This is a genomic window from Dakarella massiliensis, assembly GCF_001182045.1.
GTDB lineage: Bacteria > Pseudomonadota > Gammaproteobacteria > Burkholderiales > Burkholderiaceae_F > Mesosutterella > Mesosutterella massiliensis.
This window is the reverse complement of sequence record NZ_CVTY01000006.1, coordinates 387,542-410,805: the sequence shown is the minus strand read 5'-3', so window position 1 is coordinate 410,805 and position 23,264 is coordinate 387,542. Positions and strand designations below refer to the sequence as shown.

At 49.3% G+C, this 23,264-nt stretch carries 20 protein-coding genes and 1 pseudogene; 4 read left to right on the top strand and 17 right to left on the bottom strand.

Annotated features, from left to right (window positions below; all coding sequences use genetic code 11):
- Window positions 1-41: 41 nt before the first annotated feature.
- The 10 genes from BN1936_RS05700 to BN1936_RS05660 all read right to left on the bottom strand — a co-directional run bounded on the left by BN1936_RS05700 (window position 42) and on the right by BN1936_RS05660 (window position 8,741).
- A complete protein-coding gene (locus BN1936_RS05700; protein ID WP_022444860.1) occupies window positions 42-791 on the bottom strand; it encodes an HIRAN domain-containing protein in 750 nt (249 codons plus the stop codon).
- A 19-nt stretch (window positions 792-810) separates the two neighbouring features.
- Window positions 811-1,014: a hypothetical protein gene (locus BN1936_RS05695; protein WP_022444859.1), complete on the bottom strand. Its 204-nt coding sequence runs from the start codon at window positions 1,012-1,014 to the stop codon at window positions 811-813.
- Between the two features lie 25 nt (window positions 1,015-1,039).
- A complete protein-coding gene (locus BN1936_RS05690) occupies window positions 1,040-1,363 on the bottom strand; it encodes a hypothetical protein (RefSeq protein WP_022444858.1) in 324 nt (107 codons plus the stop codon).
- Window positions 1,364-1,813: 450 nt separating this feature from the next.
- A complete protein-coding gene (locus BN1936_RS05685) occupies window positions 1,814-3,196 on the bottom strand; it encodes a DUF2142 domain-containing protein (RefSeq protein ID WP_022444857.1) in 1,383 nt (460 codons plus the stop codon).
- Window positions 3,197-3,262: 66 nt separating this feature from the next.
- Window positions 3,263-3,463 carry a hypothetical protein gene (locus tag BN1936_RS11930; protein ID WP_407919251.1) on the bottom strand — a complete coding sequence of 67 codons (201 nt, stop codon included), beginning with the start codon at window positions 3,461-3,463 and terminating at the stop codon, window positions 3,263-3,265.
- Window positions 3,460-4,518: a glycosyltransferase family 2 protein gene (locus BN1936_RS05680; protein ID WP_325058612.1), complete on the bottom strand. Its 1,059-nt coding sequence runs from the start codon at window positions 4,516-4,518 to the stop codon at window positions 3,460-3,462. Before BN1936_RS05680 ends, BN1936_RS11930 begins: the two co-directional genes overlap by 4 nt.
- Before the next feature lie 682 nt (window positions 4,519-5,200).
- Window positions 5,201-7,090: a rhamnan synthesis F family protein gene (locus tag BN1936_RS05675; protein ID WP_022444855.1), complete on the bottom strand. Its 1,890-nt coding sequence runs from the start codon at window positions 7,088-7,090 to the stop codon at window positions 5,201-5,203.
- 130 nt (window positions 7,091-7,220) lie between these two features.
- Window positions 7,221-7,556, bottom strand: a complete 336-nt coding sequence (locus tag BN1936_RS05670; RefSeq protein WP_022444854.1) for a hypothetical protein — start codon at window positions 7,554-7,556, stop codon at window positions 7,221-7,223.
- A 373-nt stretch (window positions 7,557-7,929) separates the two neighbouring features.
- Window positions 7,930-8,388 carry a peroxiredoxin gene (locus BN1936_RS05665; protein ID WP_022444853.1) on the bottom strand — a complete coding sequence of 153 codons (459 nt, stop codon included), beginning with the start codon at window positions 8,386-8,388 and terminating at the stop codon, window positions 7,930-7,932.
- A gap of 164 nt (window positions 8,389-8,552) precedes the next feature.
- Window positions 8,553-8,741, bottom strand: coding sequence for a hypothetical protein (locus BN1936_RS05660; RefSeq protein WP_049686850.1), 189 nt, complete (start codon window positions 8,739-8,741; stop codon window positions 8,553-8,555).
- A gap of 396 nt (window positions 8,742-9,137) precedes the next feature.
- Here BN1936_RS05660 and BN1936_RS05655 point away from each other — a divergent pair, with 396 nt between their 5' ends.
- The 4 genes from BN1936_RS05655 to BN1936_RS05640 all read left to right on the top strand — a co-directional run bounded on the left by BN1936_RS05655 (window position 9,138) and on the right by BN1936_RS05640 (window position 16,157).
- A complete protein-coding gene (locus tag BN1936_RS05655; RefSeq protein WP_022444852.1) occupies window positions 9,138-11,654 on the top strand; it encodes a ribonucleoside-diphosphate reductase subunit alpha in 2,517 nt (838 codons plus the stop codon).
- 17 nt (window positions 11,655-11,671) lie between these two features.
- Complete coding sequence (locus BN1936_RS05650) at window positions 11,672-12,709, top strand: ribonucleotide-diphosphate reductase subunit beta (protein WP_022444851.1); 1,038 nt, start codon at window positions 11,672-11,674, stop codon at window positions 12,707-12,709.
- Window positions 12,710-13,046: 337 nt separating this feature from the next.
- Complete coding sequence (rfaQ, locus tag BN1936_RS05645; RefSeq protein ID WP_049686849.1) at window positions 13,047-14,171, top strand: putative lipopolysaccharide heptosyltransferase III; 1,125 nt, start codon at window positions 13,047-13,049, stop codon at window positions 14,169-14,171.
- A gap of 309 nt (window positions 14,172-14,480) precedes the next feature.
- Window positions 14,481-16,157: an LTA synthase family protein gene (locus BN1936_RS05640; protein ID WP_049686848.1), complete on the top strand. Its 1,677-nt coding sequence runs from the start codon at window positions 14,481-14,483 to the stop codon at window positions 16,155-16,157.
- 112 nt (window positions 16,158-16,269) lie between these two features.
- Here the strand turns inward: BN1936_RS05640 and BN1936_RS11925 are convergent, their stop codons facing one another.
- The 7 genes and pseudogenes from BN1936_RS11925 to BN1936_RS05610 form a co-directional block, all read right to left on the bottom strand.
- A complete protein-coding gene (locus BN1936_RS11925) occupies window positions 16,270-18,309 on the bottom strand; it encodes a glycosyltransferase (RefSeq protein WP_407919250.1) in 2,040 nt (679 codons plus the stop codon).
- Between the two features lie 120 nt (window positions 18,310-18,429).
- A pseudogene (locus tag BN1936_RS11920) lies at window positions 18,430-18,708 on the bottom strand (glycosyltransferase); the annotation flags it as partial.
- A 12-nt stretch (window positions 18,709-18,720) separates the two neighbouring features.
- Window positions 18,721-19,125 carry a glycosyl transferase family 2 gene (locus tag BN1936_RS05630; RefSeq protein ID WP_022444844.1) on the bottom strand — a complete coding sequence of 135 codons (405 nt, stop codon included), beginning with the start codon at window positions 19,123-19,125 and terminating at the stop codon, window positions 18,721-18,723.
- A gap of 355 nt (window positions 19,126-19,480) precedes the next feature.
- A complete protein-coding gene (locus BN1936_RS05625) occupies window positions 19,481-21,388 on the bottom strand; it encodes a tetratricopeptide repeat protein (protein WP_049686846.1) in 1,908 nt (635 codons plus the stop codon).
- A 5-nt stretch (window positions 21,389-21,393) separates the two neighbouring features.
- The gene (locus BN1936_RS05620; RefSeq protein ID WP_022444841.1) at window positions 21,394-22,074 is read right to left on the bottom strand and encodes a hypothetical protein; all 681 of its coding nucleotides are present in this window, start codon (window positions 22,072-22,074) and stop codon (window positions 21,394-21,396) included.
- A complete protein-coding gene (locus BN1936_RS05615; protein ID WP_053101826.1) occupies window positions 22,071-22,310 on the bottom strand; it encodes an SHOCT domain-containing protein in 240 nt (79 codons plus the stop codon). The genes BN1936_RS05620 and BN1936_RS05615 overlap by 4 nt, the downstream gene beginning before the upstream one ends.
- Before the next feature lie 24 nt (window positions 22,311-22,334).
- Complete coding sequence (locus BN1936_RS05610) at window positions 22,335-23,105, bottom strand: SPFH domain-containing protein (protein ID WP_049686960.1); 771 nt, start codon at window positions 23,103-23,105, stop codon at window positions 22,335-22,337.
- Window positions 23,106-23,264: the final 159 nt, after the last annotated feature.

Below are 23,264 nucleotides of genomic sequence, written 5' to 3'. Positions count from 1 at the left end.
TTTTTTATCGGGCGATGAAAAGCCAGAGACTGGAGGTTATCTCAAGGGGGAGTCTCCAGACCGGTTCGCTTAAAACTCTCGCGGAACGCCTTCGCCGAAAGCCCAGACTCATAGTAAGCGCCTCGGATATCTGCGAAGACAAGGTCGAGCTTTGACTGATCTTTCCAATCAACAGGCTTTGGAAGGACAACGACGTCAGCAAGCCCCGGCTTCTCCCTTGACCGCCAGCCATGAATGGAGGCTTTAAGCCGCAGTCCTTTATCCATCGTGGGGCCGAGGAACCGGGAAACAAAGGGCGGCAGGTACCCAATCGTCTTTCCCCGCCAGACGCAGGCGATGGCAAAGGGATCCGTCGGGTGATTAGGGTCACGGATGAGTTCCGCGTCCCTCACCACCTCGCGGTCACTCATGAGAAACGCTTCCCGGTCCCCCTCTTTCCAGCCTTCCGCCTTGAATTGCCCGGATTCGAGTTCCTTGAGAAGGAGGATCTTCGAAGCCACTTTATTCGCCTCTTCCAAAGCCGCCTTGGGGTTCCGGCGGAAGTCAGGACTGCCGGCCGCGTCCCGAACGAACCTGAGATACCCCGGAATCACGTAGAAAATCAGCGCGCCGAGGATGAGGGTGATCCCCATATCACTGTAAGGTGGTTGCTTACAGATAATGAGGATGAGAGAAACGACGAGAAACGGTTTCCAGGCCGCCTTCCCGAACGCCGGAAGAGCGACCCCAAGCGTGATCTTGTTATAGAGTTCGATCGATCGCCAGCCTGTCGGTTCACTCGGTTTCGTCATGGGAATCCTCCCGAATCGCTTATTTATCCGAGTCAGGCTCGCGGCCGCTCTTATCCGCCGCGGCGTTTCCCGGCACAATCCCCCGCTTCCGGTTCAGTTCCTTCAGACGATTGATCGTCTCCCGGTCTTCTGGCGTTTCTTCGGTTCCGAGCCCCCAGGTTTTAAGAAGGTGAACGCCTGCCGGGCTGTTCCAGATCTTCCGTCCTTCATCACTCATCGTCATCAGAGGAACTCCTTGTCTTTAGGGGTCAGGGTTTATCAGTCGGGGAGACCTTCTCTTTCTCATCCGTGTCTGAAGTCTTTTCTTTTGAATCGTCGAGCAGAGCTTCTTTCGCGGACTCCCACTCCTTTTCTATCTTTGTCTTCTGTCCCTTCTTCAACCGGGCCGGATTCCAAAGGAAACCGATCACAAAGAACGCCGCGACACCGATATAGCCGCCTGGGTACTGCGGCTGCCCGAGAAAGAAAGCGGCAAACGCGTACACCCCGCCCCAGAGGCAGTTAGCGGCAAAGGGGTTTGGATTATCTGCCGGTTTCGGGGTTTCAGTCGGTTTTTTATCAGTGTCAGCCATGCGTACGCCTGGAAAAAGGATGCATCGGGAATAGAGAGCTTCTATAGCTTACCTGCCTATTCCCAGATCGAGTCACTCTGAGTAGTCGATGAAGGGATGCAGAAAATTTATCATTGCGCCTGACACTCGCTCAGTGAAATGCAATATAGGCTGACGTCTGTATTCTCCGCCACCGGATGAATGCGGCACATCCATCCGTTCGGTGGCGCAATCATCTTTCTGATCGCGTTACCAGAGTTTCAGAGAAGGTAAGCAATGACATACATTCTTCAGTTTTTCAAGAAGAGGAACCATGGTTCCAAACTCAAATGTATTGCCAGGGTACAGCTCATAATGAACCGACCCTCTTGTCCGTTGGCAAACTAATTCTACGACTGGTCGTAGGACGAGTTTTTAAAGTTCCCTCTTTTTTCATGATTGTTATAGTCTTTCCCCTAAAGAAATTTTAGGTTAGAGAAAGTGTCCTGTGATCAATGGGGCCGGTACATAAAAAATAACGATTAATAGTGAAATGCATCGAAGAATAAACAGCAACAATAAAAAGAATAATAATAAAAATTGGATTTCTTTTGTACGGATATTATTTGAAAAATTTATATTATTTGATATCGCATATCCAAACAAAATAGCTGGTATCAAAAAATATCTTCCTTGAACTCCAAGAATCTGATGTGCAGGATGAGGAGTCCATGTAACTAGCATAGCAAAAAATACAAGCAATAAAGTTGCTACTGAGGTAATAAACAACAGAAATCTTGGCTTCCAAGTATTATTAATATTTTTTAGAGAAACAGATAAAAGCACTATTATAGAAAACAAAATTGAGATGATTTTATAATATTTATCGCTTAGTGGGATATCAAGCCAACCCAAAATTCCAATAAATGATTTGAAATAAAAAGATCTATTTTGTTCGTTAGATAAGGTATTCCCAACAACATTAATGAAGTCAAATGGATGTGTTATGTAATAATAAATTATGCTAGATGATGAATGTCCTAAAGTTACTCTTAAATCGACTGTGGTTTTTAATGACAGCAATGTCCATATCCCAATGAATAATGTTGTCAGTATAAAAAGAAATATTGATTTCTTATTCTTGATATAAAAAATTGAAGCACCAAGCAACAAAAGCATCGGCAATGTGTTTGGACGGCTTGTAACAAGGATAGCAATTGATAATGCCAGTACATATTGAATACTGTCAGAAGTGGCGTTTTTATCTTTTGATATTCGCATAAAGGCTGATATCGCTAGAACTGTAATAGCAATACAAATACCATCTAAACTTGCAGATGCCATTTGAAAAATAGTCATGGGCAGAGCCAGGATTGCTAGCACTATGCCATTTGGCGAAAAGAGCCTAAAGGAAAGATAAAGAATCAAGATTATCGCCATCAGAGCAAATAAGCGAGCAAGACGATACGAATGATCAATATTTAGTCCAATACTTTCCCCAAGCATGAGACCTAGAGCCTGGGGAGTATAAGCAGCAGGAAAATAATATCCAGTACCGGGCAATTCTGCGTACACCCGATTTCCACTCCAATTAATTTTTTCCGCCTTATGAATCATTTCTGGCTGCAGTTTCTTCTGAAACGGATTGTAGTAGCCAAGGTAATCCAATAGACCTGTGTCAATATATCCGCCGCTTGAATTCCCTTCCTTTCTGTCCAATACAACTACACCTTTTTCTAGGAGATAGGCTCTTTCAATATGATTTGGTTCATCAGGCGACATGAGAGGAGGGATGACTGAAGATAGGAAAAAATATCCTATTGATAGAATGGCGAGAATAAGCCAATTTTTCTTTTCGGAAGTCAATTTGAACATTTTTGCTGTTGCTTTTACGGCATCTAATAATTAATACAAAAAAATAAATATAAAAATTAAATATATTTACTTACAGTAAACCCAATAATTTAATAAGACGAACCCATTTACAGCAACAACCGGTAAAGATATTATCTTCCCCATCATCGGCAGATTAAAAAATTGTTCAAATATATAGGTAAATATCAGAGTTAATAGATAGTTAATTGCTACAACTATTGAATATTTAAATAAATGTTCGTTGGAAAGTGTTGATCTAAAAGTTATCTTAGTATGTAAAAAATAATTAACAATAAATCCAGCAAAAAACCAATAGTAGCCGCTAGAAAATAATTTATGTGTTGATGGATTAATAGTCCCATCAGCCCTATATCGATTACGGCACAGATAATACCGACTAAAATATAAATAAAGAATCGATTATTGGCCATTATTTTATAGTGATTATGGACGTGAACAGGTCTATTAGGAATGTTGGCTATATCATAAGACAGAAATGCCAGCACCAGTTGAACTCCCATCAGAATAGTTAAGGCAGCGATCATTACTGTTCCAACTGGAGTCGTAATTCCCAGTGTCGTGGAGTGTACCCAATGATATATACCGTATATAGTTCCAAATAGCAGGAGTGATAGACCGACCGGCAACTCAATCGATGCCAAGGACATATCTCTCAGATAATAGTTATAAAAAATTCTTTTTATAAAATTTTTTGAATGCTTAACTAAAAATTCACCGACTATTCTAGAAATTTTTAAATTACTTATCTCATCTCCATATTTAGCTTCCATTGGGATGTCAATCACAACGGCCCTCAGTGTATTTAAACGGAATAATATATCGCTTTCGAAGAAATACCTTTTACTTATACTATTAAAAGGCAACCGACGTGCTACATCAGCATGTATGGCGGTAAATTCATTCGTAGGATCAAATAGGTTCCAATATCCAGATGATAGCTTACACATAAAAGAGAGAATGGCATTCCCAATCAGTCGGATTCTTGGCATGGATTTTACCTTCTCTAATTCGAAGAATCTGTTTCCCTTAGTGTAATCTGCTTCTCCGTCTACTATAGGACCAACAAAATCAATTATTAATGCGGGGGCCATCTGCCCATCACTATCTATCTTAACAATGATATCGATTCCGTCTTTGAGAGCCGCTCTATACCCTGTCATCACAGCTCCACCAACACCTTGATTTACACTATTTCTAATAACAGAAACTCGCTGATCAGAGCAATTTTTTTCGACAAATGCTCCTGAATTTTCTGGGCAACAATCATCTACAACATAAATTCTGTCAACTTCAGGGCCGATCCTATCAATTACACCTAATATATGCTTCTTTGCTTTATACGTCGGTATTACTACGCAATTTTATGGTCTGCATCAGGACTCTGCTCTCTTGCAATCACGTTGAAACCCCGAATTTTATTTAAAATAGGAATAAAAAATCACAAGTATCACTATTAGCAACGCTGTTTATAGCCTAAATTCCCGATATGTTATCTGTACTTTTAACCCAGATCTATTAATTTTATAAATAAAAATAAGCTATCTGAGCGGGAATTTAGGTAGTCAGACCTGGCATGCGATTGATGCGTATGGTGTAATTATAGGAAAACTTTTATTAAATCTCATCAAAATCGACAGCCTCCAGGAAATCTTGATTGAAAAGAAGTCCCCTTTTATGATTCTGGGCTCCTTGCACTTAGTGGATCTGACCAAAAACACATACTTAATATCCTCTGATCGAATCGATCAAACAGCGCGTCACTCCCCGGCAGGACAACATAAAGAATGTGAGCAAAATGAAAAAACATTCTTCCAGCTCCAAAATTCCTTGAGATGATGAGCTCCAAATGTAAGACCAAGGGCATACGGCATCATAAGAGCGGTGCCAATCAGTTCAGCTACGCCGAGAATGTCAGTGAATCTGACTTATTTTAAAGCAGTCAAAAACGACTGAACCTATGATTTCATCAGCACCGATCCTCTGTCAGGCAAATTTTGCAAGATATTTGGTGAGCTTCTTCTCATAATGTTTTCTTCTATTTCCGTGAAAAATTTTTGCCATCAGACGGTACTTGACGATTTTCTTAATCGAAATATTTTTGGCGGGCTCTTTTATAGCCGTAATCTTAACAGGCTCTATAGGCGTTCTGATCAAATCAATTAAACGTCTATGCAAGTTGATTCCATATTTTTCGAATAAAGCCGCATTAAGATCTCTCAGCTGCAGAAGAGCATCCCCGTAATAAATTTCTCCTAACGAAATAGGCATTGCAATTACTGGATAAAATCTATCATTCTGAGCGGCATACGCCCATATTCTTTCTAAACCATGCAGAAGCGTTCCATCCGGTCCAATTGGTTCAGGCGGCATCTCCTCATATGTCCAATTATGGGGAAGCAGTGTCCTTGCGGTGGCGCTTTTAATCCAAAAAATAGAACCAAAAGGAGCAACCAACTCGCTTTCCTCCTTTGGAATGCGGAGTTTCAACTCTTTCCATAGATACGAAATATGCTCCTCATTATGGCTCATCTCATTTCCAACCGAGGTGTAAGGACCAAAGTTAGGCGGAGGAGAAAAAATCATGCCTGCGGAGAGGTTGTCATAAAGCAGCCGGAGGCAGTTATTAACATAATCTCTGGAAAAGAGCACACTATCCCAACACTGTTTATCAAAAGACTCCGCTATCAGAGACGAAATCTGAGGGGATTTCTTATCTTTTACACAGCAAATGTAATCATATTTATCAAAAATATCTCTTGCTGTAATACAATACGCCGCAAAATCGCGTCCCTTATTAGGTTTAATCCGACACTCAAAATCGAGATCATATTTCCTGAACAGTTCAGAATATGAATCCAAAGTGTCCTGTCTAGTAGAAATTAAGCAAATATGCGCTGTTTTTGGCAGATTCAGAATGTAAGGCAGATACCTGCTTGCAATGTCAGGATAATACGCAAAAAACACAACCGCTATTTTCTTATCCTTCAGCACATCATCAATATCTTCACTGGAATTGTCAGGAATAAACTTATTAAAATGTATATCCCTATTCAATACGCTTAGACAGCTGGTTCCAAGAAGATCCTCAAATATTTCGTCGACTGGATAATCAAGTTTTTCAAGCTTTTCAAGTACCTTACTGGGTGTATCTCCTCTGGTATGATCGGTCCAAACAAAAGAAGGAGAATTAAAAAGTTTCCTTTTCACCAAAGGATATCCTGCATCTATATATTCTGTTGCCTGATAAAAACTGGGATTAAATTCTCCCTTCGGCTTAAATACAGTATCCCAGCTGAATCCTGCAGATTCCAGATATTCTGTGAACTTTGTTTCGTGTTCACAGATCTCTTGTTTCAGGTTCTCTGCCTCAACACGGTCAGCCCAGTAAGAGGAAAACTTTTCAGACAGGATGACTTTCTGTCTGATTACTATGAAGAAAGACTGAATGTGCCGTCTGATATAAGAGTCTTTGTCTCCCGCAATGATTAGGGCGTTTTTCACCTCCTGGTGCTGTGTCAGACCCCAAAAATCGCAGAGGTTATTTTCCATTCTCCTAAAAACTCCAGAGAAAGGGTACACAGGACTATAATTGCTACAATTTGTGAGTACCAGTTCATCAAACTTCAGTACTTCGTCCCAGCCAAGGAACTCAAAAGCGGCTTTCCAGGCCCCAAAATCAAATCCCTTGTTTTCTCGCTGCAAGACGGTAACGCCTAGCTTTTCAAGCTTCTCTTTACCCTCGGAAGAAAGTTTCCCATTGGCAATAACTATAATTTTGTCCGCAACTTCCTGAAGGCCTTTCAGGTACGTGAAGACATATTTTCTGACAATGCCATCTTTTTCCCAAAAAGTATAAAAAGCGAGTCTTTTCATTTAGCGGCTATCTTTTAATTCAACTAGGGAAATAATCCCTACTGGTTGCATATTGGAGATCAACTTTGGAAGATACCAAGTGCGGGTTGAAATGCCTTGCCACTAATCAAAGCTGACAATTCTTATCATTTCAGAGTCTTCGAAAGTTTTCCCGATATTTCCTCTTTCTCTCTTTATACCTGCCGCCCGGCCCACCAAAAGTCAGGAAAGCGAGCATCTGAAGATACCAATCTTCAAACGTGGTGATTTCCTCATCAAAGCCTGTCCGACCGTCTGATGTCTTCGGAATATCCCAGACTTCGCAGCCATACGGATCCCCGGAGTCAAGCCTTTTGCCGGCAGCGTCGTAATTCATTGTCAGAAATATGACTTTTTCCTTTGTGGCAGCAGCAAGATTCGGAATGATGCAGCTTCTGACATTCTCGATGTCGTCATCCCCGTAGACGCATTGAACATTAATCGTCATTTTTTTCTGAGAGCTTTTGACAAAATCTTGACGGCCAATTATACAAGAATGGGGGGTTCTATTTTCCGTACTACTAAAATAACTATTTTTTATTTTTTCATTATGTTTTGCGTATTTATCAGCGTCAAAATTATTAAACACCCTTTAATAATTTTGGATAGCGCCGTTAAATCATTAAGTTACAACAAACGACAAAGCAACTCTAAGTCGTGAAATTATGTAATAGCAAAAACAAAAGATGAGAATAACGCTACTTTTCAGAAAGCCTCTTACTCGCGGGCTCCGCACGAATCCTGTCATTACGCAAACGAAAACCCGGACGGCTCTCTTGAAGAACCCTCCGGGTTTCTGTTTGAATCAGGACTGATTACGGTCAGGCGTTGGCCGCTTCCGGATTCTTAATGAAGTCGAGAACCGCCTGGGCGTGGCCAGCCGCCTTCACCTTCCGCCATTCCTTCACGAGGTTTCCGTCTTTATCGATCAGGAACGTGCTGCGGACAACGCCCATCACCTTCTTTCCGTACATGTTCTTCTCTTTGATCACGTCGTACGCCTTGCAGGCTTTTTCTTCCGGGTCCGAGAGGAGCGTGATCGCGAGGGTGTAGCGGCAGATGAAGTTCTGGTGGCTCTTTTCGGAGTCACGCGAGACACCGACAACGTCGTACCCGAGCTTCTGGAACTCCGGGATCAGAGCGGTGAATTCCTTCGCTTCTGTAGTACAGCCGGAGGTGCTGTCCTTCGGGTAGAAGTAGAGCACCATCGGGAAGTGATCTTCCATCTTGAAGGGCTTGCCGTCTGAATCATTGATCTCGAAAATCGGGGCTTTCGTCATGTCTGACTCCTGTAATTTGTGAGTTTTGTGCCCCGAAAGAGAGGAGCCTCCCGGGGCGCTCTGTGTCTCAACCATTATGGCGCAGCGGCGGGTAGTCTGAGAGCTTCAGTGCGGATCTTTATTTTTATTTATTTTCAACAGCATTTCTTTTTATTATCGCATTCTTATCCGAGTCTTAAAAGCGGATTTTCCTTGATGCGTTTTTCTTCGAAAAGAGCGATACTTTTCTTGCGATCGGAAGAATCTCCAGTCGGGCCGGTAAAGCCCGAAACCGCGAGCATCTCTTCCAGCAACAGCCCCAGGAAAAGTCCGCCTATATGGTCCGTGACATCTAACCCCTGGGGCTTTTTCATTACCTGCGTTTTTCAGCGTTCCCACATTTCTGTAGTCTGAAATTCATCCGGCACTTTCTGCCTTCAACCGCAATTCCCCCTCGGTTCTACCCCTTGAGGAGGGTGAGAAACGGTGTCAGTTGTGAAGAGAATGTCTTTTGAGATGTCGCTCTGAAGAAGTCACGTCTCAAACCGCATCCCGCTGTTTTTCCGTCCCTTATCGGGTCACGCAGCCGGGCTCAGTTCCGTAGTGAAAGACATCTCTTCCGTCCCTTTTCAGTTGGTGCCTGATCCGCTCCCATAAGCACTAGATCTAGGTTTTATTAAGCGCGGATTAACATTCCCTAGTAAAATGCTCACTCACACACAGCTGAAAAGCCAATTCTCATCCTAACCACTCTGACAGTAGGTTACTCAATGCTGATAACTAAAAGAAGCGGTCAAACCGAAGAGTACGATCGCAAAAAAATTGCCCTTGCTATTACGAAAGCGTTTAAGAGCACAGGCATTGAACAACCCGACGATCTCGACGAGCTGCTTGATCTCGTGGAAAAGCAGATTCTCGTGACACCGGGCTGCTCCGTAGAAACCATTCAGGACCGTGTCGAAGAAGCTCTGATGCAGCGCGGCCACTACCAGGTCGCGAAGAACTTCATTCTGTACCGCGAAAAGCGGACGGAACTCCGTACCTGCCGCCTCGCGCTTTCTGTTGCGACGGGTGACAGCGACCTCGATGGCTGCCTCTTCGAGATCCAGAATGACTTCAAGGCGCCTGAGTATTCGCTTGAAGTCCTCACCGCGAAGTTCAATTCCCAGGTGTCGCCCACCGCGAGTGTCGACGAGAAGCTCGACACCCTGATCCGTTCCGCCGTGGAGCTCACGACGCAGAACGCGCCCCGCTACGAGCAGATCGCCGGGCGGCTCCTCTGCCACAGCTTCAAGCGGAAGCTCGCGCAGCGTAAGCAGAACCTCGGTCTCACGGACTTCTACACGAAGCTCATGTTCCTCACGGAGCACGGCCTCTACGGGAAGTACATTCTCGAGAACTACACGAAGGAAGAGATTGATGAGGCCGCCGGCCTGATCGATGAGAACCGGAATAAGCTCTTCAACTACTCCGGCCTTCAGCTCGTGCTCGAGCGCTACGTGATCAAGAGCCACAATAACGAGATCCTCGAGAGCCCGCAGGAACTGTTCCTCGGCGTGGCGCTTCACCTCGCGATGCCGGAAAAGAAAGACGTCCGGATGCAGTACGTGAAGCGGTTCTACGACATGCTGTCGAAACTCGAAGTGACGATGGCGACGCCGACTCTCGCGAACGCCCGTAAGCCTTATCACCAGCTGTCGTCCTGCTTCATTGACACCGTGCCTGACAGCCTCGCCGGCATCTACCGGAGCCTTGATAACTTCGCTCAGGTGAGCAAGTTCGGCGGCGGCATGGGGCTTTATTTCGGCAAGGTCCGTGCCCGCGGAAGCGACATCCGGGGTTTCAAGGGCGCCGCAGGCGGCGTCTCCCGCTGGATCAAGCTCGTGAATGACACGGCGGTCGCCGTGGACCAGCTCGGTGTCCGTCAGGGCTCCGTGGCGGTTTACCTCGATATCTGGCACCGCGATATCCCCGAGTTCCTCCAGATGCGGACGAATAACGGCGATGACCGTCTGAAGGCGCATGACACCTTCCCCGCGCTCTGCGTCCCGGATTACTTCTGGCAGCAGGTCCGCGATAACTTTAACGGTGTCTGGTACCTGATGTGCCCGCATGAGATCAGCCAGGTCCGCGGCTACAACCTTGAGGACAGCTTTGGCGAAGAGTGGACGAAGCGTTACCTCGAGTGCGTGCACGATAATCGCATCACGAAGCGTGAGATCAGCCTGAAGGATCTGGTGCGTCTGTTCCTGAAGTCCGTGGTGGAAACGGGCACCCCGTTCATCTTCAACCGCGACCTCGTGAACGCGATGAACCCGAACGCCCACTGCGGCCACATCTATTCCTCGAACCTCTGCACGGAAATCGCGCAGAACACGGCTCCGATTCAGAGCGTGAGCCGCGAGATCAAGACGTCTGAAGGCACGGTTGAAGTCGTCACCACGACGAAACCGGGTGACTTCGTGGTCTGCAACCTCGCGAGCCTCAACCTCGGCCGCATTCCGGTGGATGAGCCGGGGTATCTAGAGCACCTGACGTCAAGCGTCGTCCGCGCGCTCGATAACGTGATAGACCTCAATTTCTACCCGACCCCGTACGCCGAGATCACGTCGAAACGTTACCGCGCGATCGGGCTTGGCGTAAGCGGCTATCACCACATGCTCGCGAAGCACGGCATCCGCTGGGAGAGCGAGGAGCACCTTGCCTTTGTCGATAAGGTGTTTGAGCGTATCGCGCACTCCGCGATTGAGACGAGCGCTCTGAACGCCAAGGACAAGGGCACGTACGGCATGTATAAGGGGAGCGACTGGGACACCGGCGCGTTCTTCGAGAAGCGCGGCTACAACACCCCGTACTGGGATGATGTGAAGGCCGATGTCGCGAAGTACGGCATGCGAAACGGCTACCTGATGGCGATCGCGCCGACCGGAAGCACGAGCATTATCGCCGGCACCACCCCTGGCATTGACCCGATCATGAACCGCTACTTCCTCGAAGAGAAGAAGAACGGGCTGCTCCCGCGCGTGGCGCCGGATCTCTCGTCCGACACCTGGTGGCTCTACAAGAACGCGCACCTCATCGATCAGAACTGGTCGATCCGGGCCTGCGGCGTCCGTCAGCGTCACATTGACCAGGCGCAGAGTATCAATCTCTACATCACGAACGACTTTACGATGAGAAAGGTGCTTAACCTCTACCTCGAAGCGTGGAAGTGCGGCGTGAAGACGATCTATTACATCCGCAGCAAGTCGCTTGAAGTTGAAGAGTGCGAGTCCTGCTCGTCCTGATGGAGTGAGTTAAAGAAATGTTCAAGAAAAAACCGTTGTTCAACCCCCAGGGGGATACTGATATCGGCGCAATTCAGATCGTGGGCGGAAACCCGACGAACCTGAACGACTTCAATAACCACAAGTACCCGTGGGTCTCTGACTGGTACCGCCAGGCGATGAATAACTTCTGGGTGCCGGAGGAAATCAATCTCGCGCAGGACGTGAAGGACTACCCGAATCTCGAGGAGCCGGAGCGAAACGCCTATAACAAGATTCTGAGCTTCCTCGTGTTCCTTGATTCGCTGCAGTCCGCGAACCTCCCGAACATCTCGAGCTACATCACGTCGAGCGAAGTGAACCTCTGCCTCAACATTCAGACGTTCCAGGAGTGCATCCACTCGCAGAGCTACAGCTATATGCTGGACACGATCTGTTCGCCTGAAGAGCGGAACTCGATTCTCTACCAGTGGAAGGAAGATAAGCATCTCCTGAAGCGGAACACCTTCATCGGCGAGCAATATAACGAGTTCCTGAATCACCCGGATGAGCACAACTTCATCCGTGTCGTGATGGCGAACTACATCCTTGAAGGCATCTACTTCTACTCCGGCTTCTCGTTCTTCTATAACCTGAGCCGGAACGAGAAGATGCCGGGTTCCGCGCAGGAAATCCGCTACATCAACCGCGACGAGAACACGCACCTCTGGCTCTTCCGGAATATCTTCCGTGAGCTCCAGAAGGAGCACCCGGAGTGGTTTACGGACGACTTGAAGGCCGAGCTTCTCGATATGCTGAAGGAAGGCGTCCGCCAGGAAATCGAATGGGGTCATTATGTGATCGGCGACAAGGTCCGCGGCCTCACGCCCGGCATGATCACCGACTACATCAATTACCTCGGCAATCTCCGCTGGATGACGCTGGGTTATGAGCCCTACGATCCGAGCCACGCTCAGGAACCGGCTTCCATGCAGTGGGTCAGCCAGTACGCGAACGCGAACATGGTGAAGACCGACTTCTTCGAAGCCCGTGTCACCGCTTACGCGAAGAGCTCAGCTCTGGTGGATGACCTGTAAGGCATCCGCTTAGAGCGAGACGGCGCTGTCTTCCTCCCTGGAGACAGCGCCTTTTTATTACCCCGAAGGGGAGCGTCAGCTCTTTGACTCAGAACCGTGAAGAGCGATTTCTTCAAACGTTCGTGCTCATATGGCGCGCGAAATGAGCACGAAAAGCAAATCCCGATTTGAGAAGTACGAGAGTCTGTTCTCCCCTCCCTCATTGAACCGCGGGATAGCGTCCGCCGTCACTCTTTCCCGTATCTATTAAAATCGGGGAACTCTGCGGACAGAGAAGAAACAAAAGATCTCTCCTGCCCCGCCGTCCCTCTTTCTTATCAATCCGGACCGCACCGCTGTGGAACTCGAACGCATACTGATTACGGAACTCCGCTACTTCGGAGACGTCCTCCTCACCACGCCGCTCATCGGCTTTCTGCGGAAGAAGTACCCGAACGCGAGGATCGACGCTCTGGTGTATCACAGCACGCGTGAGATGCTGACCGGGAATCCGGATCTCGATAACGTTTACACGATCGATCAGAAGTGGAAGAAGATGGGCGTGAAGAAGCAGCTCGCGGCTGAAATCAATCTTCTGAAGACGCTGAAAGCGAATCACTACGACACGCTCCTTCACCTCACGACGCATAACCGCGGCATGTGGCTCGCCCGCATCCTGAAGCCGAAGCGGAGCATCTCCTGCCCGAAGCATTTCGGGGGGCTGAATTTCTATAACAAGAGCTTCACTCACATGGCGAGCCTTGTGCTCCCGCGTGAGCGCCACATCGCGCAGTTCAACATGGATCACCTCCGGGCGCTTGGCGTTGTGGTGCCTGAGGAAGAAGTACCGGGGCTGAAGCTCACGATCCCGGATGAAGCGCGCGTGGAAGCCGCAAAACTCGTCGGGGGGCTCAAGGACTATGTGCTCGTCCACCCCGCGGCGCGGTTCTTCTTCAAGTGCTGGACCGAGGAACGGACGGCTGAAATGCTCGATCGCCTCGCGAGCCAGGATGAAAAGATCGTGATCACGTCGGGGCCCTCTGACGAAGAACGGACGATGATTGAAAAGATCGTCTCGCTTCTTAAAGTCGCGAAGCCGATTGTTCTGATCGGCAAGACCCCTTCCATGAAGACCTTTACCGCGTTGATTGATGACGCGAAGCTCCTTATCGGGGTTGACTCCGCGCCGGCTCATATGGCGGCCGCCCTTCAGACCCCTGAAGTGATTCTCTTCGGTGCGACGATTCCGGGCCGCTGGAGACCGTGGGAAAACGACGCGAGCCGCGTCGTGATCAGCCCCGGGCGATGCCACTTCTGCGAACAGCGCGGATGCGGCCGCTGCGGTATCAGCGAATGCATGCGGGAAATCCGGGTTGAGGACGTGATGGAAGCGGCGAACGAACTCCTTGAGCACCGAGATATTCCGGACGCCTACCGGAAAACAGTCTACGGGCCGGATGATCGCTTCCCGACGTATTCCTGAGTCGAGTAGATGCTTAACGGCAAACCCCGAAGGTGTGAAAGCCTCCGGGGTTTTTAATGCCTGCTTTAAAGATCCAAATTAGTCGTACCCAAAACGAGTCATTCCGCCAGACTCTGTTATTACTGATTTGCTACCGCTTCAAAGCCAATTTCTCTTAAGAAAGCCGGGATCCACTGATTCCGAATCAGCCAAAGCGAAAATTATCCGACCCCCAGTCATATTGATCATTTACATCTTTTTTATAACGATTTATGATCTAACGCTTTGTTCTTCAGTTCACTTCCTGATCTCTGATCATCTGCTTCACTCATGTCTCTTCGATCCGAAATCTGCGCCAGGCTGCTGCTTCCTTTAATCGTCACGTTTCTCACAGTTCTGACGGTTTTCAAGCTTTCAGGAACTGACCTCCACTTCGCCAAATACTGCGCGGAGGCGACCCTGGTGTACGCGGCGGTTCTGCTCTTCCCGTTCATCATCCGCGCCGCGCTCTGGGGCATCTTTCAGTTCATCGTCGCCCTTCAGATGTGCTCTATCGTGTCAACCGGCATCTATATCGTGCCGCTCACCGTGATGAATCTGTCGTCCCACAATGCGATCGGGGTGAAAGCACAGATCTGGCTCGCTTTTATTTTCGCCATCGTGTTTTTCCCCTCGTTCTTCGCCATTTTCTCCACGAAAAACGTGAAAGTGAGGAAGAAAATCTACGTGGCCGCCGGATCCGTGGTCGGTGTGCTGATGATCGTTCTGGCCTTCACTCAGAACAGCGTTCTGAAGAGCACCAAGCACCTCGCGAAAGCCGTGATTCACGACGTTTACTTCGTCCCCAAACAAAATGCCGCCATCCGTGAGCAATATCGGAAACCTGCGGTCGTCAGCCAAAGCCTGCTCGAGACCGCCGGGGCGGATTATTTCTCACCAGACACACCGATCAAAAATGTCATCGTGATTTTTGTTGAGGGGTTTTCTGCTGAGGTCATGGATTACAAAAATCATTCATCCCGCAATCTGACCCCCACGTATGACCAGCTCTATAAAGACAGCCTGGCATTTGATCATTACTACAACCACACCTACGCTACCTATCGGGGGCTGCGGGGGCAGCTGTATTCGTTATGGCAATATAAAGCGGGTTTTTCCCCGGATGTCGGTAACCAGGGGTTCGGTCAGATGGATCACGATAAGATCAAAAAATTATCGAAATCCGGTTTGGTGTCAGTGCCTGCGATTCTGAATCAGCATCATTTCAATACGTACTTCCTGTCGAACGAACTCAGTACGGGCAACATGACCTCGTACTTAAAAACTTTCGCCTTCACCCGTGTGTACGGCGCTGATGACCTGGGCTGGACGGGAGAACCCCCGCGGAGCGATAAATTCGCTTTCCAGAGTCTGAAACAGGTGCTCTCCGACTACAAGGACAATAAGCCCTTCTTTATCGGCATGTACACCGCCGGCACTCATCATGGCGTTGACAGCCCAGACCTGAAATACGGCGATGGGTCAAACAGCTACTACAACAAATTCCATAACCTCGATCACTGGCTCGGGGACTTTATCTCCTGGTTCAAAACGAGTCCGTATTACGACAACACGCTCCTCGTCATCACGTCAGACCATGGAGTCGTGATTCCGACCCCCGAATACCGCAAGTCCTTCCATCAGAAGACTGAACGGTCGAACTTTGAGATTCCGCTCATTCTGTATGGAAAGATGGTGAAGCCGCAGATTTTGGACGCCAAAGGCACAACCAGTATCAGTCTTGCCCCGACGCTCCTTGACGTGCTGGGAATCCGAAAGACGGAACAGTATTTCCTCGGGTGCTCGCTCTTCGAAACCCAGTGCGATGAGAGAAGCAGCCGTCTGATGCATCATTTCGCGGCAGGCACTGATTCCTTCCGCATCTCCGCAAACGAGGGCGGAAAATACATCATCCGTCCGGAAAAAGAAGATGCGGAGTTCCAAAAGATTTACCGCTTCACTAACTGAGATTCGCCGTAAACCGTGCAGGTATCCAAGCCCCGGAAGCAATCACGCTTTCGGGGTTTTTGTTTCCACTTTCCTGCTCGGAAAATCAGCCACCCTGTCAGAAACACCGGCACTACTCACCGATGTCTTTCCCCTCCTCTGACAGTTCAGCAATAAATTCAGCGATCCTGTTATCCCACCTGAACCCCTTGCAGACACTGCCGTTATCAAGCTTGCAGGTCAGAGAATTGCAGGGAGCCAGTTCACAGCTGGAATCAATCACCAGGTACTTGGACCATCCCGCCTCAAAGTGCTCCCTTGAGGAACAGTGCCGCGCGGAGGTGGAGCCATAAAAAGTGATTGAGGGGAAATCGATAAAGGCCGCGAAATGGCTGAACCAGCTGTCGCAGCACACAATGCAGGCGGAGTCCTTCAAGAGCGAGAACCAATAAACAACGTCTTCATTCCTGAGGCAATAGTCATCAAATCCTGCGATTTTCTTATCCGAAGCGCCTCCCACCTGAGTCACCGAATACCCCTGCTGATGAGCGATCTCAATGATTTTTTCTATCGTCTCCAAAGGCAGAGTTTTCAGTTTCCATGAGCCATAAGGATGGATGAGGATCCTTTTTTTATGTTCTCTCTTCCGGGGAACCCTGAAAGCAGACAGCCTTTTCAGCCGTGTATCAGCAGGAAGTCCAAGCCCAAGCAGCATGCTCGTGACAATGTCAGTCCCTGTCTGCTCAAAGGGAAGAACATTATGAGAGGTCGCTAATTTCCCCGAAAAATCAGGTCTTGTGACAACCCTTTCCATCGCTTCATTAAATTTTCCAAACGTTTCCGCGGCAGCAGGCAACCCTGTTTCATTTCTGATAATTCTGAACAGACCCGAATACAGGAAAGGCGCAATCCAGTCATATAAATCCCTGGATATATGGAAAGACAGCTTCTTATCGGATAGCGCGCTGTAGGTTACCGCCACTGCTAATCCGACAATCACGTCACCGCGGTGAAACGGGCAGAGAAAATCGATACTGTCTTTTCTCCAAGGCTTCTGCTTCCTCGGGAAATGGGTAAATTCATAGCCTTCAGAATCGAGGGATAAGTTCGAGTTATAAAACTCGTCAAAAAAGAGACTGTCCCCGTACCGCTCGAGCATGGCCTTCCGTTCATTGAAGTTCACCAGCTTTTTCTTCGGCGTCTCGTCCTTTCCTCTCGTCTGGCTTTCATAGTGGTTCAGAATGACATCCGGCGTCCACAGGATGTGGTACCCACGTTGCTTTACCTTCAGGCATAGATCCACGTCGTTAAAGGAAATCCGCAATTTCTCTTCGTCCAGCCCGCCTACCTGATCAAATAAGCTTTTCCTGATGATCAGACAGGCCCCGGTCACCGCACTGACATACCGGTCCAGACTGCAGTAGCCAAAGGAAGGATCGTTTTTCTGGAATCTGAACGGATGAGAAGCCACCTTGTAGATTCCCGTCACAACACCCGCATGCTGGATCGAACCATCGGGGTAGAGCAGTTTCGCGCCAATCACACCGACGGTCGGATCGGCGGCGAATCTCTTAATAAACGAGTCAAGCCAATCGCCGCTGATCACCTCGGTGTCATTATTCAGCAGCAAGAGATAATCCCCTTGAGCGGAACGGGCGGCAAAATTATTTATCTTTGAGTAATTGAACGGCTCATCAAAATGCAGGAGCCTGACTTTTTCTTTTCCGCTCAGCTCTTTGTAATACTCAATGGTTGATTCTTCTTCACTCTTATTATCCACAATCAGAATTTCATAATTCTTATAAGTGATTTTGGAGAGAATACTGTCAACACATCGTTTTATTAGTTCCACATGATTTTTGGTGGGATTAATAATGCTGATCAGGGGTTCGTCCGCAGGCTCCGGCAGCACCCAGTGCCAACAGCCAACCATCGTTTTGGATGGCTCAATTTTCCATCCCCGAGGGGCGAACAGCTCTTCCAGGCTCCGCTTCGCGGCCGCGTCAGATTTATCCTGAAAATCAGTGCTGAACGAATGATGCTGCGGAACCTTGCGCCAATGGTACAGAATCCGGTCGATGTGGCTGATTCCTGACTCTGAAATGCGAGCGATAAACCGAAGCGCGAAATCGTAATCCTGAGATCCTTCAAAACCGGCTCTGAATCCGCCGATCTCTTTCGCGATAGCGGTTCTGTAGCATCCGAGATGCGCAATAAAATTCTGCTGGAGAAAGAGCGCCCGGTTCCAATCCGGTTTGAAGTAGGAATTAAACCGGTTTCCGTCTTCATCTATCTTGTCTTCATCGGTATACAGCAGGTCAACCTTACCGCCGAGGGCGTTTATCCTCTCAGCCAGGCAAAACAAGGCTGATATATCCAAAATATCATCATGATCAAACAGGACGATAAATTCCCCGGTCGCCAGATTAATCGCGTCATTCGATGAAACCGAGATATTCCCATTTTTCTTACGGAAAACGTACCTGATCCGGTTATCAATTGCCGCATAGCTCGCGATACAGTCTCGGACTGTTTGATCAGGAGACGCGTCGTCCGCAATGCATAATTCCCAATAAGGGTAGGTCTAATCCAGAACGCTATGGATAGCTTTCTCTAAAAATCCTATGTCGGTGTTATATACCGGCATGACAACACTGAATTTAGGAAGCAATTTAAATTTGGAAATTGCCTCCTTCATCATCACCACGTCCTGATCGTAAATAGTATCAAGACGCCTGACCCATTTCTTGTATGGGTCTTCCGGGATGGGCTTAGCCGCCTGCGGTATGGGTTCGACCGCTTGTTTAACGGATTTTCCTTCAATTAATTCCGATTTTTTCTGCTTGAAAATACCCCATTTTTTCCCGAAGAAAGCATATTTCTTAATGGCGTCATTCTTTTCTTTCCTGAGAACGGTTTTACCCAATATCTGATAACACTTGACGCTGTTCTGACCTTTCCTGATGCTTTTCTTCTTATAAATCTTCATGATCTAGGATGAATTGAGAGATATTTCGATGGGTTTTAAGCAATGCTTTACGCGATTTATTCTAATCACCTGTGCCGCCTTCATTGATTTCAGGGCTTCTGCGGGAGGAGGTCCACTCTGATGGTGAGGTCAGAACCGTGTTTTTTAACTGATTCGCATCTCGCCGCGCCCGGAATACAGCAAAGTGGTTCCCCGACAGCATAACAAGGACCGAAGAAAAGACGTACCCATTACCCTCAATTCCTCATAGCGGTGAAAAAAACAGGAGCCCTGAAGATAATCCTCAGGGCTCCCGTTTCCTGACACTGACCAGTCAGGTCATTGCCTTCTTTTACTGCTGACCGCTTTCACGCTGCTAAATCGTGCTCAGTGCAGTGACCATAGCATCAGCCACCTTAGGATTGGTGCTCGGATCTGAAATCAGACGATTCCAAAGCTGCTTCGTTTTCTGCTTGCGGTTGTCGTTGCAGAACCTGTAGCCCAGCATCATGGCTTCAGGCGCGCCCACAAGCCCCTGTTTCGCCAGGGCATCTCCGAGGTTAAACCACCCTTCCGCCCGAGTTGGATTAAGCGTCAAAGCGGAATAGAGAACAGATTCAGCCTCTCCGTCACGCTCATCTTTAAGAAGCGCAAACCCCAGATTATTGACTGCTTCAATATCCGTCGGATCAGCCTTGACAGCCTCTGCGAATTTATCGATCGCCGCATTTGTCTGACCACTATGAAGAAGCTCCAGTGCTTCACGATTGAAGGCCCGTGAAGCTTTCCGATCGCCCTTAGGCGGAACCGGCAATCCCCGGATTTGGTTTATGTAGGTCTGAACACGGGCAGGATTTGTCTTCATGCTATCTAGAATCTTGTCGAAAATCCCGGAAGCTTGATCCATTGGGTAGGGATGAATTGCCTCAGCAATATTCAAGGCAATTTCATCAGCCCCATGACCATGATGAATGAGAACGTCATCCTCCTCTTTCTTCTCTTCACTGGAAGCAGCCGATGAACTGGCGGTTTCAGCAAGCGCCGCGGTTTTCGGCGCTCTCGCCGGAGCGGACGTCGTCACAGCGGTGCCGCTCCCCGTCGTTTCCACCGCGCCAGGTCCCACGATACAGGCCAGACCCGCGATTGAAAGAATCGGGAGGATAAACTTGTCGTTCGCCGTATTCGCGATGAACGGCTTCTCGGGGAGCTTATAGCTCTTAGAGATTTCCGCAAGCTGCTCCTGAGTGGCGTGCGATGTATCAATATCCGCCGCCTGAACCTGCGTGAGAAACGCCTTCCGGAGTTTCTTCGAGTAGGAGCTCATCACGAACTTCCGGATCAGGGCATAAAGCGCGGTAAGAAGGAGCGCGGCTCCCATCCAGCCCGAGGCGTGCGCGGCGTCTTTCCCGAAGAGATACGCGATTGAGAAAACCAAGGTGAGACCAAACGAGATCCAGCCATAGTAAGAAGACTTCTGCTTCTTATCGTCTACCGGAAGAGGATCCCCCGTGAACCGAGTGGGATCCACGCCGTCCACCCAGACCTTGTATTCCTTCCCTTCGTACTCAAAGACACTGAGACCAACCGGGAGGTAAAGCGTTTTCGTCTCGTAAGACTGAGAGCCGCTCCAGTGCCAGTCTTTCTGCTCATCGCCCTGCGCGTTGGCCTTCACTTCAGAGGCCACCAGGGCGGCAACCCGATCTTCGACATACGTCTGATAGGCTTCACGCTCCGAAAGCGCGAATTTGTCGTTCGGGAACCCCGTCATGAATTTGGCGTCATACGGCACGAGTTTCGACCGGTCCTGATCCGCGAGAAGATCAGCGCAGTTCCTGTCGACCTCGTTCCCCGCGTAGCCGAGGAGACTGAAGGGGCCGCTCACGGTGCCGCTCGCCGGACGCCAGTCTGTCACAGTGCGGCTGTTGCTCCCGGATCCTTCGCGGCGGTTATAGCCAAAGGACGCGGTCCAGTTCGCGTGGAATTCGCCGTGATAGAGATAGAACGGCACGTACTTCAGCCACTGCTTCGTGATCGTCGCCTTCTGCACGAGATCATCCGGCGTGAACTGGCCCTGTGTCATATACACCCGGGTAGCGTTCGTGAGGGCATCCCCCTGAATCTGAAGCGGGATGATGAGGTCGGTATCCGTAATATCTTCCGGATTCACGACCTGGGTCGGGATTCTCACCGTATTCCCGCAGTACGCGCAGACCAGCGTCTCGGTGCCGGGCTTATACGTGAGTTCGGATCCGCATTTGTCGCAGCGGATTTTCAAGTCAGCCATGTCACTCAGCCTTTATTGAATTCGTTTTTGACGAGAATGTTCCGCTGATTGAAGAGCCGGAAGAGGGCCTGCGCCTTATCGTTCAGGGCCTTCGCGTCACCGAGGCTCGATTCGAGCTCGCCCACCGCGGCGACGATCTGCTTCTCAAGCGATTCGGAGGCCGGATACTGCTTCGGGTTCGAGAACGCGGCGGCGTCAATCAGACGCTCGAGGATCTTCTTATCCTCGTCATCCTTCGCTTTCGCCTGAATCGTGCGGAGATCGGACGCGACCTGCTTATTCCACGGGAACGCGTTCGTTTCCTCGGCGAGCTTGGACACCTGCTTCATCGTGACATTGCTGAACACGAAGTGGCAGCCGAGCCCAAGCACCCAGAGGGCGTCGGTCGCGAGCGACAGCTTCAGGAACCCGCAGAGCGAAAAGACAAGCGAGAGCAGCGCGACCCCGGCGAGCAGCCCGCCAAAGAAAATCCCGATCCCGAGCCCCGCGAGCGCCGAATCCATCCCCTTCTTCCCCGGGCAGGTCGGAATGATGAAGAGGTACGCGACACTCAGCGCCGTGAGGAACGCCGCGGCGTAGAAGTACCCGTTCCGAAGGTCAGACGGCACGAGCACCGCAAGAATAAAGATCACCGCGACGAACGCGAGGATCGACAGAAATACGAACTTCAGCTTGATGTCGTTCATCCCAGAATCCTTTTCTTTTCAGTCGCAAACTCTTCTTCGGTCAGCACGCCCTGGGCGCGGAGTTCCCCGAGCTGCTTCAGCATCTCAATCTTTTCCTTGAAGCTGATCGTTTCAGCCTTAGGCGCGGCGGGAGCCGCCTCTGGAGCCGGGGGCGGATTCGTGTTGATCACCGCGCCGGCACCGGAACCCTGTGCCATCGGGTTCATCGCGCCGCCGAGCCCTGTTCCGAGCCCCATTCCGACAAAGGCTCCGGTGGTCCCTTAGTTCTTCGCCGCGGCTTCCAGCACGTCAAAGCTCCGGGCCTGCTGATAGTTGTTCCCGAGGATCCCGAGCTCGGCCCTGCGGGCGAGCGCGGCCTTAAGCGATATCACAGAGGGGTCATCCTCCGGCACGCTGATCGACATCACGTCGAACCGGACAATCTCAATCCCGTACTGATCAAGCTCTTCCGCGAAGAGATTCCGGAGGCTATCCGAGATCTCATCGAGATACATCGAGATATCGAGGACCGAGATCTTTTTCTGAATGATCGTTTCAGAGATCAGGGTCTTCGTTTTCCGAATGAAGATGCCCTTGAAGTAGTTGTTGAGTGACTCGGCGTCAAAACTCGGGAGCGTCCCCACGAGTTTCAGGAGGAACTTCTTCCCGTCCCGGATCCGGATACCGTACTGTCCGAACGCCCGCACCGGCACCATCACGCCGTAAAGCGGATCCTTCAGCTGGATCGGGTCCGGTGTTCCCCACTTGAGGTCGAGGATCGCGGCTTTGTTGATGTACCAGACCTCAGCCGTGAAGGGCGACTGCCCTCCGAACGGGATCCCGAGGAGATTCCGGAGAATCGGGATATTCTGCGTCGAGAGGGTGTGGCGGCTTCCCTCATACGGCCCCTCGTAGACGCCGCCGCTTACGAGATACGCTTCCTGCGTCTCGTTAACGATCAGCTGCGTCCAGGTGGAGAGTTCCTGTGACGGGAATTTCCACGCGAGAAGCTTCGGGTTTCGTGTGTCCCACTTGACTAAGTCGATAATCATTTTCGGTTTCAGCTTCAATGAAAAGGGGTTGATCGGGTCCGGGATCGATAATTCCGGAACCGTATTCCAATGCTACTCCGGTTAGTACTGATTTTCACATCTTCAAGGAACCGGAACGGGAGACATTCCACCCCCATCTCTGTCGGTTCCTGCGTGCGT

What these genes read in the sequence shown, in the direction of transcription:
- BN1936_RS05655 (WP_022444852.1), top strand. Translation starts at nt 9,138, where the DNA reads ATGCTGATAACTAAAAGAAGCGGTCAAACCGAAGAGTACGATCGCAAA.
- BN1936_RS05700 (WP_022444860.1), bottom strand. Translation starts at nt 791, where the DNA reads ATGACGAAACCGAGTGAACCGACAGGCTGGCGATCGATCGAACTCTAT.
- BN1936_RS05695 (WP_022444859.1), bottom strand. Translation starts at nt 1,014, where the DNA reads ATGACGATGAGTGATGAAGGACGGAAGATCTGGAACAGCCCGGCAGGC.
- BN1936_RS05620 (WP_022444841.1), bottom strand. Translation starts at nt 22,074, where the DNA reads ATGAACGACATCAAGCTGAAGTTCGTATTTCTGTCGATCCTCGCGTTC.
- BN1936_RS05675 (WP_022444855.1), bottom strand. Translation starts at nt 7,090, where the DNA reads ATGAAAAGACTCGCTTTTTATACTTTTTGGGAAAAAGATGGCATTGTC.
- BN1936_RS05685 (WP_022444857.1), bottom strand. Translation starts at nt 3,196, where the DNA reads ATGTTCAAATTGACTTCCGAAAAGAAAAATTGGCTTATTCTCGCCATT.
- BN1936_RS05660 (WP_049686850.1), bottom strand. Translation starts at nt 8,741, where the DNA reads ATGAAAAAGCCCCAGGGGTTAGATGTCACGGACCATATAGGCGGACTT.
- BN1936_RS05690 (WP_022444858.1), bottom strand. Translation starts at nt 1,363, where the DNA reads ATGGCTGACACTGATAAAAAACCGACTGAAACCCCGAAACCGGCAGAT.
- BN1936_RS05670 (WP_022444854.1), bottom strand. Translation starts at nt 7,556, where the DNA reads ATGACGATTAATGTTCAATGCGTCTACGGGGATGACGACATCGAGAAT.
- BN1936_RS05650 (WP_022444851.1), top strand. Translation starts at nt 11,672, where the DNA reads ATGTTCAAGAAAAAACCGTTGTTCAACCCCCAGGGGGATACTGATATC.
- BN1936_RS05665 (WP_022444853.1), bottom strand. Translation starts at nt 8,388, where the DNA reads ATGACGAAAGCCCCGATTTTCGAGATCAATGATTCAGACGGCAAGCCC.
- BN1936_RS05615 (WP_053101826.1), bottom strand. Translation starts at nt 22,310, where the DNA reads ATGGGGCTCGGAACAGGGCTCGGCGGCGCGATGAACCCGATGGCACAG.
- BN1936_RS05610 (WP_049686960.1), bottom strand. Translation starts at nt 23,105, where the DNA reads ATGATTATCGACTTAGTCAAGTGGGACACACGAAACCCGAAGCTTCTC.
- BN1936_RS05640 (WP_049686848.1), top strand. Translation starts at nt 14,481, where the DNA reads ATGTCTCTTCGATCCGAAATCTGCGCCAGGCTGCTGCTTCCTTTAATC.
- BN1936_RS05630 (WP_022444844.1), bottom strand. Translation starts at nt 19,125, where the DNA reads ATGAAGATTTATAAGAAGAAAAGCATCAGGAAAGGTCAGAACAGCGTC.
- BN1936_RS05625 (WP_049686846.1), bottom strand. Translation starts at nt 21,388, where the DNA reads ATGGCTGACTTGAAAATCCGCTGCGACAAATGCGGATCCGAACTCACG.